The 17,260-nt window shown below is 41.5% G+C and carries 17 protein-coding genes and 1 tRNA gene; 14 read left to right on the forward strand and 4 right to left on the reverse strand.

Translation table 11 applies throughout. The features are described 5' to 3' along the window. Both ACFSR5_RS14020 and ACFSR5_RS14025 read right to left on the reverse strand, forming a co-directional pair. The coding region (locus tag ACFSR5_RS14020; RefSeq protein ID WP_380904855.1) for a hypothetical protein at positions 1-272 on the reverse strand (272 nt) is incomplete at its 3' end. 18 nt (positions 273-290) lie between these two features. Then, positions 291-364, reverse strand: a tRNA-Pro gene (locus ACFSR5_RS14025). Between the two features lie 314 nt (positions 365-678). Here ACFSR5_RS14025 and rplS point away from each other — a divergent pair. The 5 genes from rplS (at position 679) to yidC (ending at position 6,995) form a co-directional block, all read left to right on the forward strand. Next, positions 679-1,026 carry a 50S ribosomal protein L19 gene (gene rplS, locus ACFSR5_RS14030; protein ID WP_380904857.1) on the forward strand — a complete coding sequence of 116 codons (348 nt, stop codon included), beginning with the start codon at positions 679-681 and terminating at the stop codon, positions 1,024-1,026. A gap of 133 nt (positions 1,027-1,159) precedes the next feature. After that, positions 1,160-2,257 (forward strand): carbohydrate-binding family 9-like protein, encoded by a 1,098-nt coding sequence (locus ACFSR5_RS14035; RefSeq protein ID WP_380904859.1) that lies wholly within the window; start codon positions 1,160-1,162, stop codon positions 2,255-2,257. Beyond that, a complete protein-coding gene (locus tag ACFSR5_RS14040; RefSeq protein WP_380904861.1) occupies positions 2,254-3,330 on the forward strand; it encodes a family 10 glycosylhydrolase in 1,077 nt (358 codons plus the stop codon). The genes ACFSR5_RS14035 and ACFSR5_RS14040 overlap by 4 nt, the downstream gene beginning before the upstream one ends. Positions 3,331-3,530: 200 nt before the next feature. Next, positions 3,531-5,138: a CTP synthase gene (locus tag ACFSR5_RS14045; protein WP_380904863.1), complete on the forward strand. Its 1,608-nt coding sequence runs from the start codon at positions 3,531-3,533 to the stop codon at positions 5,136-5,138. A 39-nt stretch (positions 5,139-5,177) separates the two neighbouring features. Beyond that, entirely contained in the window at positions 5,178-6,995 is a 1,818-nt protein-coding gene (gene yidC, locus ACFSR5_RS14050) for a membrane protein insertase YidC (protein WP_380904865.1), read from the forward strand. A gap of 64 nt (positions 6,996-7,059) precedes the next feature. Here yidC and ACFSR5_RS14055 read toward each other — a convergent pair whose 3' ends face one another. Then, positions 7,060-7,854, reverse strand: coding sequence for a M48 family metallopeptidase (locus ACFSR5_RS14055; protein ID WP_380904867.1), 795 nt, complete (start codon positions 7,852-7,854; stop codon positions 7,060-7,062). A gap of 104 nt (positions 7,855-7,958) precedes the next feature. Beyond that, positions 7,959-9,308 carry an acyl-CoA dehydrogenase family protein gene (locus tag ACFSR5_RS14060; protein ID WP_380904869.1) on the reverse strand — a complete coding sequence of 450 codons (1,350 nt, stop codon included), beginning with the start codon at positions 9,306-9,308 and terminating at the stop codon, positions 7,959-7,961. Positions 9,309-9,551: 243 nt separating this feature from the next. Between ACFSR5_RS14060 and ACFSR5_RS14065 the strand changes: the two genes are divergently transcribed. The 9 genes from ACFSR5_RS14065 to ACFSR5_RS14105 all read left to right on the forward strand — a co-directional run bounded on the left by ACFSR5_RS14065 (position 9,552) and on the right by ACFSR5_RS14105 (position 17,226). Then, the gene (locus ACFSR5_RS14065) at positions 9,552-9,770 is read left to right on the forward strand and encodes a hypothetical protein (protein WP_380904871.1); all 219 of its coding nucleotides are present in this window, start codon (positions 9,552-9,554) and stop codon (positions 9,768-9,770) included. A gap of 177 nt (positions 9,771-9,947) precedes the next feature. Beyond that, positions 9,948-11,297, forward strand: a complete 1,350-nt coding sequence (gene purB, locus ACFSR5_RS14070; protein ID WP_380904873.1) for an adenylosuccinate lyase — start codon at positions 9,948-9,950, stop codon at positions 11,295-11,297. 65 nt (positions 11,298-11,362) lie between these two features. Continuing rightward, entirely contained in the window at positions 11,363-11,917 is a 555-nt protein-coding gene (locus ACFSR5_RS14075; RefSeq protein ID WP_380904875.1) for a NifU family protein, read from the forward strand. Positions 11,918-12,125: 208 nt separating this feature from the next. Continuing rightward, positions 12,126-12,974 carry a transketolase gene (locus ACFSR5_RS14080; RefSeq protein WP_380904877.1) on the forward strand — a complete coding sequence of 283 codons (849 nt, stop codon included), beginning with the start codon at positions 12,126-12,128 and terminating at the stop codon, positions 12,972-12,974. Between the two features lie 108 nt (positions 12,975-13,082). Then, positions 13,083-14,036: a transketolase family protein gene (locus tag ACFSR5_RS14085; protein WP_380904879.1), complete on the forward strand. Its 954-nt coding sequence runs from the start codon at positions 13,083-13,085 to the stop codon at positions 14,034-14,036. A gap of 17 nt (positions 14,037-14,053) precedes the next feature. Beyond that, complete coding sequence (locus tag ACFSR5_RS14090) at positions 14,054-14,599, forward strand: RNA polymerase sigma factor (protein WP_380904881.1); 546 nt, start codon at positions 14,054-14,056, stop codon at positions 14,597-14,599. 34 nt (positions 14,600-14,633) lie between these two features. Continuing rightward, a complete protein-coding gene (locus tag ACFSR5_RS14095; protein ID WP_380904883.1) occupies positions 14,634-15,476 on the forward strand; it encodes a hypothetical protein in 843 nt (280 codons plus the stop codon). Then, the gene (locus tag ACFSR5_RS14100; protein WP_380904885.1) at positions 15,476-15,916 is read left to right on the forward strand and encodes a hypothetical protein; all 441 of its coding nucleotides are present in this window, start codon (positions 15,476-15,478) and stop codon (positions 15,914-15,916) included. The genes ACFSR5_RS14095 and ACFSR5_RS14100 overlap by 1 nt, the downstream gene beginning before the upstream one ends. Before the next feature lie 122 nt (positions 15,917-16,038). Then, entirely contained in the window at positions 16,039-17,226 is a 1,188-nt protein-coding gene (locus tag ACFSR5_RS14105; RefSeq protein ID WP_380904887.1) for an aspartate aminotransferase family protein, read from the forward strand. The last annotated feature ends 34 nt before the right edge of the window (positions 17,227-17,260 follow it).

Here is a 17,260-nt window from a genome sequence, read left to right on the forward strand (position 1 = left end):
ACCAACGGAATATGCTGCTCTTTCGGCTTTTGAAGGCGATAAACAGGCGTGTTAGGGCTTTTAGGTTTAGGGTAATTTGATGAGAATTTTGTAAAATTACGCAGTCTTAATTGGGGGAAGCCGACAGATGCTCCTGTCAGCTCCTGCTTGGTACTTCCGCTACGGTAGTAATATCTACCACGCAATGAAATAGGCACGGAATAAGGGTGCGTAACGATTTCAATAAAATGTTTCCCTGCTCCGAAATATGTCCGAAAATAAAAAAAAGCCACTGATTATAGTGGCTTTTGTCGGGGTGGCAGGATTCGAACCTACGACCTCCACATCCCAAATGTGGCGCGATACCGGGCTACGCTACACCCCGAAAAGGTATCACCTTTGTTTTGTGTGGCACAAATATACGGGATATTTTATCTCTGTCAATAGTTTTTTATTACAAATATGCTAAACCATTCAGTGATTGTAAGATAATTTTTTATACCCCCTAAGATAATCAAAAATCATTCAAAAAAATAGTTGCTCACCATCTATAAAAGCAGGATATTTTTCACTACCTTTGCACGCACTTATAAGAGAGTTCTATAATTCTTTTAAAAGTATTTTTTTATTTTAAAAAAAAGCTGTAATATTGCAGTCCGATTTTTACAGGATATAAATCGTTAATAATTACTCGAAATCATGGATTTAGTAAAATTTGTAGAAGAACAAGCGGTAGTAAAAAATGAAATTCCCGCTTTTAAAGCCGGAGATACCATCAGCGTTCATTATAAAATTCGCGAAGGAAATAAAGAGCGTGTTCAGGTGTACCAAGGTGTGGTGATCCAATTAAACAGCGAAGGTGCTAACGCTACTTTTACCGTTCGTAAAATCTCTAACGGTGTAGGTGTTGAACGTATTTTCCCTGTAAATTCGCCAAACATTCAAAAAATTGAAGTTAATAGTTTCGGTAAAGTTCGTCGCGCTAAATTATTCTATTTGCGTGGCCTTACTGGTAAAGCTGCTCGTATCAAAACAAAACGCGTATAATACGGCTAACTTCTTCAACATAAAAAAGCTTCCACAGAATGGAAGCTTTTTTTGCTATACATGAACACGTCATCACAAAATTTATGTTACAATAGCACTACCTGACATTATTTACGTATTTTCATGCACACAAATGAAAAATACGTTATCGTTTTTATCAAGTATCTTTTTTCTTGTGGGTATGCCATCGCTGTATGCCCAACTACGTATCGAGCAAATTCAGAACATGCAAGCTCCACCACGTATATACCCTGCAAAGAAAATACAGGCAACACTTTCGATAGACGGGAAAGACGACGAAAAAGCTTGGAAAGACGCTCCGTGGACAGCTTCTTTTATAGACATTGAAGGTCATAAGAAACCGTTACCCTCCCAAGAAACAAAAATAAAGATGCTATGGGATGAGGAAAACCTCTACATCTATGCTCGCCTCGAAGAACCACACGTTTGGGGAACACTACACAAACGAGATACCATCATCTACCACGATAACGATTTTGAGATCTTTATTAAACCCACTGACCATCACCCCTACTATTTCGAAATCGAAGTCAATACGCTGAATACCATTATGGACTTACTGATGCCGAAAGCCTACAGTCTCGGAGGCACAGCCATGATGCATTGGGATGTCCAACATTTAAGGAGCGCTGTGCACATAGAAGGAACATTAAACAATCCAACAGACAACGATAAGTATTGGACCGTGGAGATGGCTATTCCCTTTTCCTCGTTATCACCATTCGGAAAACAGGCCACTCCCCAGGATAACAGCTTCTGGAAAATAAACTTCTCCCGAGTACAGTGGCAGCATGAACTAGTTGGAGGCTCGTATCAGCGTAAAAGAAAACAAAACAGACTTCTACCCGAAGATAATTGGGTATGGTCGCCTATAGGAGTCATCAACATGCATCATCCTGAACGGTGGGGTTACGTGCAATTCGTAGATAAAGAAGAACACATCGCATCTCCTCCTAACCAGCAGCTCGAAAAAATAGCCTGGAACATTTTTTATCTCCAACAATTGCACAAAAAACAGACAGGACATTTTACAGACCGCATAGAAGATTTGCCGGCATTTGCCTCCGTATTGGAAAAAGACACCACTGACGTTCAAGTGTCTTTTGTACTAAACCCAGCTAAATCCTTTTATAGGGTCATGATTAAAAATATTAAACAGAAATCAGCGGTCTCTTTGGACAGCTTTGGAAACTACCACATTGAACCATGAATAGTAGAAGGAACTTTATTAAACACGCAGGCTTAGGTTTAGCCGCGCTCCAGTTCGCTCCACTCTCCTCGCGTGCAGCACAAGATTCGCAGCCATTTTTATTTGATTTTTGGCTTTGGGCAAGACCTCAAGAAAAGGAACAGGAAAGCACGTTGAGGAAACGATATCAATCATATAGAGAAGCCGGTGTACGTGGTATCTTCTTCGAAAATTACAGTAAGCTCCATTTCCAGACGGCAAAAGAATTTGGACTGGAAACACACCGGTGGATGTGGACAATGAATCGAGGAGAGAAAGAGTTACTTGCACAACACCCGGAATACTATGCCGTCAGCCGTTCTGGTAAATCGTGTGCGACCAGCCCGCCTTATGTGGGTTATTATCGATTCCTATGTCCATCCCACCCCGATGTGCCCACATATCTGGAAGAGAAGGCTAGAGAACAACTTGAAAAGGAAGATGTTGACGGGTTGCACCTCGACTATATTCGATACCCAGACGTTGTTTTGCCTGTCAACCTTTGGAAAAACTACAACCTCGACCAATCCACGGAGCTTGCCGATTATGATTTTTGTTACAGCCCATTCAGTAAAGCGGCATTCTTAAAAGAAACGGGGATTGACATTGATCAAGTAGAACGCCCCGAACAGAGTTTATCATGGCGCTCTTTTCGCTATCGACAGATTACCAAGGTAGTCAATCAAATCTGTGCCGCTGCAAAGGACTACAACAAACCGGTCACAGCGGCCGTGTTTCCGACCCCCGACCTGGCGCGACGCATCGTTAGACAGGATTGGGCAAACTGGGAACTATCCGCGGTATTTCCGATGATTTATCATGGCTTTTATAAAGAGCCGATCCAGTGGATTGGAACCGCGGTCGCCGAAGGTGTACAAGCATTAAACGGAAAGTTTCCGCTATATGCGGGATTATACATTCCGGATTTCAAAAACATTGACGAAATAAAAAAAGGCATCCTACTTGCGAAAGGAAACGGTGCAGCTGGAATCTCGCTTTTCGGTGAAGCAGACTTTGATCAGCAGACTATTGACCTGCTCCGTTCCATGAAATAATAAATCAGCCGGAGCATAATATACAGCTCCGGCAACTCTACCATGCAGATTGGGGTACCACACCCACCACAATACCTTCAAGAGGCAAAACCATTTTTAATTTCGGTTAATCTCTAAAAAACCTTATCTTTGTATCCCGTACATAAAGCAGATTTAGAACCATTTTTTTGGTTCAAAATAGTTGAAATTCCATTATTGCTATGAGTAAATATATCTTCGTTACGGGCGGCGTAACCTCGTCGTTAGGGAAAGGCATTATTGCAGCATCTCTTGCTAAACTCCTTCAGGCTCGCGGCCTAAAAGTGACCATCCAGAAATTTGATCCATATATCAATATCGATCCAGGCACACTTAATCCTTACGAACACGGAGAATGTTACGTAACGGAAGATGGCGCAGAAACTGATTTGGATTTAGGCCATTATGAGCGTTTCCTTAACGTTCCAACATCTCAAGCAAATAATGTAACTACAGGCCGAATCTATCAACACGTTATCGAACAAGAACGCGCCGGCGCGTACCTAGGAAAAACGGTACAGGTCGTTCCACACATTACAGACGAAATCAAAAGGCGCATGCAGCTTCTGGGGCAAACTGGCGAGTATGATATCGTGATCACAGAGCTTGGGGGGACTGTTGGAGATATCGAGTCCTTACCATTCATCGAAGCGGTGCGTCAGCTCCGTTGGGAGCTGGGCAACAACGATTCGCTCGTTATTCATTTGACGCTTGTACCTTATTTAGCTGCAGCAGGTGAGCTAAAGACAAAACCAACGCAGCATTCAGTTAAAACATTGCTAGAATACGGTATACAACCAGATATTCTGGTCTGTCGTACAGAACATAAGTTAACACACGAAATCCGAAAAAAACTAGCCCAATTCTGCAACGTCAATATTAATGCAGTTGTGGAGTCTATTGATGCTTCAACGATATATGATGTACCGTTGAATATGTTGAAAGAACAGCTTGATAAAACAGCGCTGACTAAGTTAAAACTCTCTACAAAGCATGATCCAGATTTGGAAAACTGGAAGACCTTTTTAGGCAAGTTAAAGAATCCAACAAACGAAGTCAACATTGGATTAGTAGGGAAATATGTAGAACTTCCAGACGCCTACAAATCGATCGCAGAAGCCTTTGTCCATGCCGGAGCAATCAATGAAACAAAAGTTAAAGTGAAATACATTGCTGCGGAAAGCATCAATGAGGAAAATGTACAAGATAAGCTAAAAGATTTAGATGGCGTATTAGTAGCGCCCGGCTTCGGTGAACGTGGTCTTGATGGAAAATTGGCCGCCATAAAATATGTTCGGGAAAACAAAATTCCATTCTTCGGAATTTGCTTGGGCATGCAATGTTCGGTGATCGAATTTGGAAGAAATGTTTTGGGACTGCAAGCAGCTAATAGCTTTGAAATGGACGAAAAGACAGCTCATCCGGTAATCAACTTAATGGAAGAGCAAAAATCCATTAAAAATATGGGAGGAACGATGCGTTTAGGCTCATACGATTGTGAAATCAAAAAAGGCACAAAAGCTTTTGCGATTTATGGAAAATCGAAAATATCGGAACGACACCGCCACCGATATGAGTTTAACAACGCTTACCTCAAACAATATGAAGAAGCTGGCATGGTGGCTTCAGGAATTAACCCTACTACCGGACTCGTCGAAATTGTCGAGCTGAAAAATCATCCATTTTTTGTAGCTGGACAATTTCATCCAGAATTAAAGTCAACTGTTGCAAATCCTCACCCACTTTTTGTTAGCTTTGTAGCCGCTTCTTTGGCAAACAAGATTAGCTAAGGACAAAAATTTGTATATCTGAAAAATAAAAAATAAGAAATGGATAGAAATACCCTAATTGGATTGGTTCTTATCTTCGGAATTTTGGCAGGTTCATTCTACCTGATGAAACCTTCCGAACAGGAACTAAAACAAGAACAACGATTGCAAGATTCTTTGAAAAGAGTGAAAGAAGGACTAGGCCCTCTAGCGGATAGCGCCAATACCGTTGTTCAAAAAACGGTTGACTCTGCCGCTGTATTAAGCAAACCATTCGGGACGGCTCGACTAGGAAATGAGCAGGTGGTTACCTTGGAAAATGAATTGTTTATTGCGAAGATCAGCTCAAAAGGTGGTCAAGTTAGATCCGTTCAGCTCAAGAACGAAACAAATTTTGATGGCCGCCCATTAATGATTTTGGATGATAACCAACATAGATTTGGCTTTACCTTCAAAGCCAATGGTGAAAATATCAGCACGACTGAACTTAATTTTGTTCCGCAAGGAGGCAATGTTTCCGTGACTGGCGAGACCGCACAATCGGTAACCTTCCGATTAAAATACAGCGACCAACAGTACATTGACTACACGTATTCTATTAAGGGGAAGGACTACAAACTAGGATTAGATGTGAAGGCCGTGGGCCTGCAAAAACTTTTAGATGTAAAGACAAGTTCTATTGCACTGAATTGGGACGCGACTTTGTTACAAAAAGAGCTCAATGGAAAATCCGAACGTGAAAAGTCGACCGTATTCTTTAAAGAAGCTAACGGAAATGTAGATCATCTTTCCGAAACAAGCGATGACGAAGAAAAATTAGAAGAGAAAGTAAACTGGATAGCCTTCAAACAACACTTTTTTTCAACGGTCTTAACCTCAAACCAGCCGTTGAGCAATACTAACCTCTCTGTCAAATCGGACAGTGACGCAAGCATAGTAAAACATTATCAGGCATCAGCCGACTTGGTCTTTTCCGGACAAAAGGATAACCACTATGGCTTTTCGTTCTTCTTCGGCCCTAATCAATATAAAGTATTGAAAGCGCAAGGGGACGATTTTCAAAAAATAATCAATATGGGCTGGGGCCCCATGGGATGGATCAATAAATTCATTACCGTTCCGATTTTCGATTTCTTGGATGGGTTTAACATGAGCTATGGTATTATCATCTTGATCCTCACGATCTTCCTAAAAGGAATCTTATTCCCACTTACGTACAAATCGTACCAATCCATGGCTAAAATGCGTGTGCTAAAACCCCAATTGGATGAGCTAAAAGAAAAGGTGGGAGAAGATAACCCGATGTTGTTACAACAAGAGCAAATGAAATTGTATAAACAAGCGGGTGTAAACCCGCTGGGTGGTTGCCTTCCCTTGCTCTTACAAATGCCTTTCACGCTTGCCTTTTTCTTCTTTTTCCCGAACTTGTTCGAGCTACGTGGAGAAAGCTTTTTATGGATTAAAGATTTGTCAACATATGATGCACCGATAACTTTCCCTGCCATATTCGGTATAAACCATATTTCCTTGATGTGTGTACTGATGACGTTGACAACGTTATTGACGACTTGGTATAATAACGCCACTTCTGGTGCCGCAAACAACCAAATGAAATATATCGGTTATATTATGCCACTATTCTTTTTCTTTGTGTTGAATAACTTCCCTGCAGGTTTGAATTATTACTATTTCTTGGCAGCGGTGTTTACGTTTTTGACTCAGGTCATCATCCGCCAGTTTTTAGACGATGACAAGATCTTAGCCAAAATTGAAGCCAATAAGAAAAATCCCAAGGTCGCTAAGAAGTCTTCCTTTCAACAAAAAATGGAAGAGATGATGCGTCAACAGCAAGCCGCACAACAACAAAAAAACAAATAATCACCTCAATAAGTAAAAAAAGCTCGGAAAATGGAACCGAGCTTTTTTATTCTACTCAAAAAACTTATTGCTGAGGCTGAGGTTTCTCAAAACCATCCTTTTCTGCTTTCTTAGCCATCTCGCTTACACGTTTTTGGGTATCTGGATGAGAAGAGAAGAGCTTTTTGGCCGGCCCACCTTCCGAGGCGCCTCCCGAAACTTCTACCAGACGTTCAAAGGCCATCGACATATACCAAGGATTAACTTGGTTGTCTTTCAAAAATTTATAACCATAGTCGTCCGCAGCGCTCTCTTGCTTACGGGAGAAACTCATGTTTGCAATTTGTTCACCCAAATCACCTAACTGCGACTCCGAAAGTACTCCTGCCGTTCCGCCCTGTGACGAAACACCATCCTTCAGAGCAGATGTCATTAATGCCGTTTTAAAACCATCTCTCGAATCCATATTTTTCACATGTCCGATTTCGTGTCCAATCACGCCCAATACTTCATTGTCATCCATAACATCTAATAGTCCGGCACATATACGCACGCTTCCATCTGCACAAGCGAAAGCATTAACGTCTTTTACTAAATACACTTTGAAATTGAGATCAAGACCGTCATACGATTTCAGATTCTCGGTCAATTTCTTCAAACGCATGGCAAATTCATGGTTGTCAGGAGCCACCGGATTATTCGCATCCATCCATTCAATATATTCTCTCGTATAAGCAACCACGTCCTCGTTGGATAAAGTTACTGCCTGTGCCGCTTTGGTGGCCGCTCCAATAGTTTTCGTGTTAATTTTGATCTGCCCGAATGCAATAGATGACAACATCAGAGCAGACGCACTTAATAAGATGGGTTTGTTCTTCATATATATATTTGTTTAGTTCGAGAAAGAAAGACGTCGAGTCTTCTTACTCAGTTTGTCACAAATATGATACCAATGCCCCTCCCCTAGAAAAAACATCATTACTATCAGACAAATGCACTAAAACCGGTAATGCTTCGTCCTACGATCAGTGAATTGATTTCTTTCGTGCCTTCGTATGAATAAATCGCTTCAGCATCGGCGAGAAATCGAGCTACATTGTATTCCAGTAAGATGCCATTGCCCCCCATTACTTCTCGCGCTCTGGAAACGATATCTCTCGTCCGAAGTGTGCAAAATACTTTGGCTAACGAGGCATGTTCGTCTTTTAATTTTCCTTCATCCTGCAGTTCGGAGAGTCGGAACACCAATGTTTGCATCGCTGTCAGATTCGACAACATTTCGACCAGATGATTTTGGATCAACTGAAAGGATGCTATCGGTCGCCCAAACTGCTTTCGTTTTAAAGTATAATCCAAGGCATTTTCATATGCTCCTCTAGCACAACCAACAGCCATCCAAGCCACGCCTGCCCGTGTCATTTGCAACACCTTTGCCGTATCTTTAAAGCTATTTGCCAAGGGCAATCTATCCATTTCTGGGACAACACAGTCGGTTAATGTGATCAATCCATTTTGCACGATACGCAATGCCATCTTACCCTTTATCTTCTCCACCATAAAGCCAGGATTCTCCTTGCGTATAATGAAGCCTTTGACCTGGTTATCATCAACATCCCGTGCCCATATAATCGTAATATCGGAAAACGTGGAGTTTCCTATCCATTTCTTTTGTCCGTTCAATACCCAACCGTTTTCAGTTCTACGACACGTTGTCGTCAATCCGCCGGCCGTACCCGATCCAACTTCAGGTTCTGTTAGCCCGAATGCACCAATTTTTTCAAGACGCTGCATTTTTGGTAACCACTCTTGCTTCTGCTCTTCTGATCCACACATATAAATCGATCCCATTGCCAGTCCACTTTGCACACCTAAAAAGGTAGCAATCGAAGGATCTATTCGTCCAAACTCTGCAGCAATAATACCGTCCATCAGTGACGATCCTCCTGCACATCCATATCCTTCATAAACATACCCACATACATTCAACGCGGCCAATTTGGGAATAATCTCAAAGGGGAATTCGTCATGCAGCCAATATTTATTGACTAAAGGTTTAATCTCCCGTTCCAAAAATTCGCGCACTTTCAGTTGCAATGCACGATCCGTGGGAGAAAGTTTAGCTTCAACCGCGTAGAAGTCGGCATCAATGGGTGGTGTCTCTCTTTTTTTTCCAGAACTAGTCAGCATCTTCATCACACCTTGCAATTGCACGTCGTCCATTTTGGATACAGCATGCATAACCTTTGGTAGATCAACCTTTTTCGAGATCTTCTCAATCTGTTCTAGATCGATGGAACGCAATAGCTTAACAATGTTTTTCAGTTTTTTTATCATGGCTTAGCATGGTTTATATATACAGTTGTAACATTTTTTTTATGAAAATAGTTTTTTATTGTTGCAATTCAACAAAACAATATTATATTTGCGCCGGCTTTCGAAGAATATAAAACAGTAAAATAATGAAAACCAGTGTGTTTAAGTTTTTTTATTTTTTTCAGAAAGTTGGGTTACCTTTTTTGGTTACCGGTATAAAAGAGAAAATAAACAAATTTGTTTCAATTAAATAGAAAATTAAAAATGAAAAATTTATTCAAATTCGGATTTTTAGGTTTAGCTTTAACGATTGCTTTCGCTTCATGTGGTGGTGCAGAAACTAAAACTGAGCAAGCTGCTGATTCATTAGCTAACCAAGTAGAAAACTCTACAGACTCTATCGCTGATTCTTTGAACAATGTTGCTGATTCAGTTAAAGCTACTGGTGATTCTATCGCTGATTCTTTGAACAACGTTCAGTAATCCGAACTGTATTTTAACAATACTTTAAAACCCTGCACAGATTGTGTAGGGTTTTCTTTTTTTGTCGGCTGCTTCTCATCGAGTTTTCTTACTTTTGCAAAAAAGCTTTTTTTAGCTACATACAAATATCCACATGATATGGATAGATTATTATTAAATTTTTAGTTTCATTTGATTATGAGTTTATCGCCGCTAACTGCTGTCACCCCTGTAGACGGACGTTATTATAACGCTACCAACGAACTTTCTAATTATTTTTCTGAGTTTGCTTTAATTAAATATCGTGTATTGGTAGAAGTTGAATATTTCATTGCTTTATGCGGATCTGGCATTCCACAACTGGCACATTTTGATGGTTCGTTAAACGAACGCCTTCGTCAGATATATCAGAATTTTTCGATGGACGACGCACAATGGATCAAAGAAACAGAAAAGGTCACCAATCACGATGTAAAGGCTGTTGAGTATTTTCTTAAGAACGAGTTTGAAAAACTGGGCTTACACGATTCGTTGGAATTTATACATTTTGGCTTAACATCGCAAGATATCAATAATACGGCCATCCCATATTCATGGAAGGAAGCGATCAATCGCATATATTTACCACAGCTGACGGAGGTTATTAATGAATTAAACGCGCTTGCCAACGCCTGGAACGATGTACCCATGCTTGCACGTACACATGGTCAACCAGCTTCTCCAACACGTTTGGGAAAGGAAATTCAAGTATTCACAGAGCGCCTGGAAAAACAGGTGTCCTTATTGCAACAGATTCCTTTTTCCGCCAAATTTGGGGGCGCTACGGGAAATTTCAACGCACACCACGTAGCCTACAGCGAAACCGACTGGGTTCGTTTCGGCAACGCATTCGTAAATGACGTGCTAGGACTTTCACGGTCACAAACTACAACACAAATTGAGCATTACGACAACTTTGCCGCAAGCTGCGATGCGTTCAAGCGCATCAATAATATACTAATTGACCTGTGCCGAGACATGTGGACTTATATTTCGATGGAATATTTCAAACAAAAGATCACCGCCGGCCAGATCGGCTCTTCCGCTATGCCGCACAAAGTGAATCCTATTGACTTCGAAAATGCAGAAGGTAACTTAGGAATAGCAAATGCTCTTTTTGAACACCTGGCAGCTAAGCTACCTATTTCTCGTTTGCAACGTGATTTGACAGATTCGACGGTATTGAGAAACGTTGGCGTCCCCGTCGCTCACACCATAATAGCACTCAAATCTACCTTACGGGGCTTACGCAAATTGATCTTAAATGAATCGGCATTAGAAGCTGATCTTGAAAATAATTGGGCCGTGGTGGCAGAAGCTATACAAACCATTTTGCGTCGTGAAGGATATCCAAAACCGTATGAAACACTAAAAGATCTAACGCGTACCAATACACACGTGACGCAAGAAACAATAGCCAACTTTGTTGATGGGCTAAACGTTTCCGAGGAGATCAAAGCGGAAATCAAAGCGATTTCTCCAAGTAATTATACGGGGGTGAGCTTATAAGCTTTGACGCGAAGATGACCGGTGTACTTTACTTTTGACGTATATTTGTTCATTAAAATTTGACTATGGCAACGATTAACGTATATACAGAATCTACTCCAAACCCTTCCACTATGAAGTTTTTGGTCAATAAACTATTGATCAATGGCAGCTTGGATTATCCAAACCGAGAAAAGGCACAAGAATCGGACTTTGCAAGAGAACTTTTTAAGTTTAATTTTGTGGAAGGAGTATTCTTTGCGAGCAACTTCGTAACAGTAACAAAGACAGATGGTGTAGAATGGTCAGACATTGAGCCGCTTCTAAAAGATTTTGTAAAGGGGGCCGTCGAGTCAGAACTCGCGGTTAAGCCTATACAACATTCGGAAGATGTGAACTTTGAAGGTTCGGAGATAGAAGTGAAAATCCAACAGGTATTACACGATTATGTCCGCCCGGCGGTCGAACAAGACGGAGGGGCTATCGCATACAAGTCTTTTGAAAATGGCACAGTCACTGTTGAATTAAGAGGTTCGTGCAGCGGCTGCCCTTCCTCTACCATCACACTAAAATCTGGTATTGAAGGCCTATTAAAGCGAATGGTTCCTGAAGTGGAAGAAGTCGTGGCAGAAGCCATGTAAATGTACGACTTGCAGAATAAAAAGGAAGCTCACATATATGAGCTTCCTTTTTTATTTATTTTTTCACAAACGAATTATATCTTTCAAGAATATTACGGACCATTCGGCTATCCTATACATTTCGTCAGGTATTTAAACTTTTATCCTACTACTCCCCTAAAAATCATTAACTTTACCCGCAAAAATAATCGAAACATTATAATTTAAAATGAGTGCAGATATCAACAAACTTGAGCAGATCGCTTCACAAGTAAGACGAGACATTGTTCGTATGGTACATGCGTGTCAGTCTGGTCACCCAGGCGGCTCGCTAGGTTGTACGGATTATTTCGTAGCCTTGTATTTTCATGCAATGAAGCATGACCCATCTTTTAATATGAACGGTGTTGGCGAAGATCTATTCTTCCTATCCAACGGTCACATCTCTCCGGTGTTTTACAGTACGCTAGCTAGAGCTGGTTATTTTCCGGTTAGTGAGCTCGAGACATTTAGAAAGATCAATTCTCGTCTGCAAGGGCATCCGACTACGCACGAACATCTTCCCGGTATCCGTATTGCATCAGGATCGCTAGGGCAGGGATTATCTGCTGCAATTGGCGCGGCCCAAGCGAAGAAATTAAACAAAGACAACAGCCTTGTCTATGTATTGATGGGAGACGGCGAACTGCAAGAAGGACAAGTTTGGGAAGCTGCTATGTATGCTCCACATAATAAAATGGACAATATTATTGCCGCTGTCGATTACAATAATGCGCAAATTGATGGGTCGACGGATCAAGTGTTATCCCTTGGGAACCTGCGCGCAAAGTGGGAAGCTTTCGGATGGGATGTACTTGAAGTAGAGCAAGGAAACGATATGAATGCTGTCGTGAATGGACTAGACGAAGCCAAAGCCCGTACTGGAAAAGGCAGACCTGTTATCATTCTTTTGCATACAGAAATGGGTAAAGGGGTTGATTTCATGATGGGGTCTCACAAGTGGCATGGTGTTGCTCCGAATGACGAACAGCTTGAAACCGCACTTAATCAATTACCAAGAACTATTGGAGACTATTAATCGTTTAGCTTTATAGACCTTATATGTGCGCAGTATACGTGTAGACGACGGAACATTCAATACATGCGTCAACTGCTTTTACGTATAACCTAACTACGAAATACCAACATGAAGAAATATACTTATACAGAATCAAAAGATACACGTTCCGGTTTCGGAGCAGGCCTATTGGAGGCCGGTCGCCGAAACGAAAACGTCGTTGCATTATGTGCCGATTTAATCGGTTCATTGAAAATGAATGATTTTATAAAAGAGTTCCCCGAGCGCTTCTTCCAGATAGGCATCGCAGAAGCCAACATGATGGGCATTGCTGCGGGGTTGACAATTGGTGGAAAAATCCCCTTCACGGGTACGTTCGCGAACTTCTCTACAGGCCGTGTATACGACCAGATTCGCCAGTCCATTGCTTACTCCAACAAAAATGTTAAAATCTGTGCCTCACACGCAGGCCTAACCCTAGGTGAAGATGGTGCAACACACCAAATTTTAGAAGATATTGGTTTAATGAAAATGCTTCCGGGCATGACAGTGATCAATCCGTGTGATTTCAACCAAACAAAAGCGGCCACAATCGCGTTAGTAGATCACGAAGGACCTGTTTACTTACGTTTCGGCCGTCCGGTAGTTCCTAACTTTACACCTGCCGATCAAAAATTTGAAATCGGAAAGGCTGTATTGCTAAATGAAGGCACTGATGTAACTATTATTGCAACCGGCCATCTGGTCTGGGAAGCTATTCAGGCTGGTGAAGAGTTGGAGAAATTGGGTATTCATGCCGAAATCATTAATATCCATACCATCAAACCGTTGGACGAGGAAGCCATCTTAACATCAGTCACAAAAACGGGCTGTGTCGTTACAGCTGAAGAGCATAACCGCTTAGGTGGACTTGGAGATAGCGTAGCGCAATTGCTGGTTACAAAACATCCTGCGCCGCAAGAATTCGTGGCTGTAAATGATAGCTTTGGCGAATCTGGAACGCCAGCACAGCTTATGGAAAAATACGGTCTAAATGCTGCATCCATCGTAGCAGCAGCCAGAAAAGTGATTACCAGAAAATAAGTATACGGTAAAGACAAATGGAAGACGCCCTAATCATATCAAAATTTGCGGATGAAAGCACACGCGAAGAGGCGTTTGGCTATTTGCTCAAAAAATACCAACAAAAAATTTATTGGCACGTTCGCCGCATGGTGATTGATCATGATGATGCGGACGATGTCGTTCAAGACATATTCGTGAAGGTTTGGAGAAATCTCGAAAAATTCAGGGAAGATTCTCAGTTATACACGTGGTTATATCGTATTGCAACCAATGAGTGTATTACGTTCTTGAACAAGAAGAAACAAAAGCAGAACTTGTCGTTAGACGACGACAGTTCTGCTTATTTAGCAGATACGCTTGCGGAAGGAAGCTACTTTAATGGTGACAAAGCGCAGTTGAAATTACAACAGGCGCTTTTAACACTTCCCGAGAAGCAGCGGTTGGTATTTAACATGAAATATTTCGAAGATCTAAAGTACGATGAAATATCTGAAATCCTCGGAACCAGTGTTGGAGCATTAAAAGCCTCGTATCACCTTGCTGTGAAAAAAATAGAGCATTTTTTTGCAACAAATGATTAAACCTTGCAAAACTTTTTGACTCTAAATAAGGACTATGAAGGAAAATAACACATATCATGAAGGAATGGACGGTTTAAATCTGCCCGAATCATGGCGTGTAAATCCATTCATCGTCCCGGACAACTACTTCGATACATTTTCCTCAAATCTATTCTCCACCATTCGATTTAGGGAACATGTTGATTCAAAAGATGCTGGTTTCTCTGTACCTGAACAATATTTTTTGGATTTATCTGCCAATATTACGTCGCATACCAAACTGGAAACACTAGCAAAGAAAACAGAAGCTTGGACTATTCCCTCGCGATATTTTGATGAACTTCCGAAACAAATACAGTCAAACATCCGGATAGAATCCTTGTTGGACAAATCATCTGCCCTGTCTGTCCCGGAAGATTACTTCGATATATTAACGGATCGTATCCAAGATAAAATTTTTGAAGATAGTTTAAAAAAGGTGGTATTGACGGATGGTTTTAATGTACCTACAGCGAACTATTTTGACCATCTATCAACGAGTATCACCAAAACGATATCCGATCGATCAGACAAACAGGATAATAGCACGAAACCTACGGTGATTCGCTCTTTAAATATCCAACAGTGGATTCGCTATGCAGCTGCGGCTTGTGTTGCCACCGTGTTGGGGATTTCGTCTTACAATGCCGTTGTTGATCAAGAACAGATAGATCGCTCTACAGTATCTCACTTAGCAACGATTCCCGAACAGGAGATTATAAACTACCTTGCCTCTTCAAACGACAGCGATGACATCGTGTATATCATGGAGTACATCTATCAGCCCGAAGAGTCGGAAGGGGTCGGTAGCCAAATAGATGATGAGGATATTGAAGATTATTTAAAATACATGTTATAATGTTACGTTTTAGACATTTATTGTTGACTTTTTGCGCTGCCATTCTTTGTACGCTGTCTACGCAGGCCCAAACGCGGGATTCAAAGCGGTTTGCAGCGATCGAAAATGAAAAAATCGCATACATCACCAAAGAATTAAATTTGTCTCAGTCGGAAGCTCAGCGTTTCTTTCCGATATACAATCAGTATAACAAAGAGATGTGGTCCGTTAAATCAAAAAAAACAGGTAGTTCATCTGCCGCTCCTGCTGGAACAAATTCCTTTAATGGTTCTGGAAGAAGAGATGTTCTTTCGTATGACGCAAAAGAACTGGAGATCAAAAAAGAATATCGACGAAAATTTGCTGACGTCATTGGAAATTCCCGAGCCTCGCAGTTTTTTGAAATTGAACAGAATTTCCGAGAGCTTTTGTATAAGGAACTAAAGCGAAGAAACAGATAAGAGGCTGCACAGCAGCTTCTTTTTTTTGCGCGTGAATGCGAGCCATACCCTATGTGAACGATCCTAATTGTATGGCCATTTTTTCTTTTTTATCCTTATTTTTGTTTTTTTTCATTTTGATCATGATCAGCAATAGAGAACTATTTCTAAAAAATACAGCGCAGACTTCATCTTCACCCCGCTTATTCGAAATTGTAAAGGCAGAAGGAATTTACCTATATGGCCCAAACGGAGAACGGTATACAGACCTCGTTTCGGGTTTTAACGTAAGCAACATTGGCCACCGTCATCCGAAAGTAATTGAGGCCATACAGGATCAACTGCAAAAATATTTGCATGTCACCGTGTACGGAGAATTTATACAAGCGCCACAGGTACAATTTGCAACGGCGTTACTTGACGTGCTCCCCGAATCTTTCCAGTCGGTATATTTTACGAACAGTGGTACCGAGGCCGTTGAAGGCGCTATGAAGATTGCAAAAAAATTCACGGGACGAAAGCAAATTATCGCGGCAGAAAAAGCCTATCATGGCAGCACACAAGGAGCCTTGAGCCTTATTGGTAACGAAGCGTACCGCGATGCTTACGCTCCTTTACTTCCACACATTTCTTTCATCCGATTCAACGACTTAAATTCGTTATCGACCATAACAGGCGAAACCGCAGCAGTTGTTATAGAAGCTGTACAAGGAGAAGCTGGTGTTCGCGTACCCACAGCACCCTTCATGCAAGCATTGCGCAAACGATGCGACGAAACAGGCGCACTCCTCATTTTCGATGAAATACAAACCGGATTCGGCCGAACCGGAAAACTATTTGCTTTCGAACACCTCGATGTTATTCCAGATATTCTCCTATTGGCAAAGGGAATCGGTGGCGGAATGCCGCTCGGAGCCTTTGTTGCACGCAAGGAGATCATGGACGTAATCAAAGATAACCCCATGCTAGGCCATATCACTACGTTCGGCGGACATCCCGTCAGCTGTGCTGCAGCTTTAGCTTCTCTACAGGTTATACAAAAGGAGTGCTTGCTGACTTCGGTAGATAAAAAAGCAGCAGTATTCAGGCAGCTTCTTCATACACCTAAAATAAAAGAAATCAGAGGCCTGGGACTCATGATGTGCCTTCAGTTAGAATCGTTTGAACAGGTATATGCCGTCAGCGACTATTGCGCGAAGAACGGTGTAATGATCGATTGGTATCTACATTGTGAAACCGCTCTAAGAATTGCCCCTCCTCTCACAATCACAGAACAAGAAATAGCCGATGCATGTGAAATTATCCGACAAGGGATTGACAAATTCTGTTAAAAAGGCTAACTTAGGTTAACATAAACCTATTTAC

This window comes from Sphingobacterium suaedae (assembly GCF_042684625.1).
Taxonomy (GTDB): domain Bacteria; phylum Bacteroidota; class Bacteroidia; order Sphingobacteriales; family Sphingobacteriaceae; genus Sphingobacterium; species Sphingobacterium suaedae.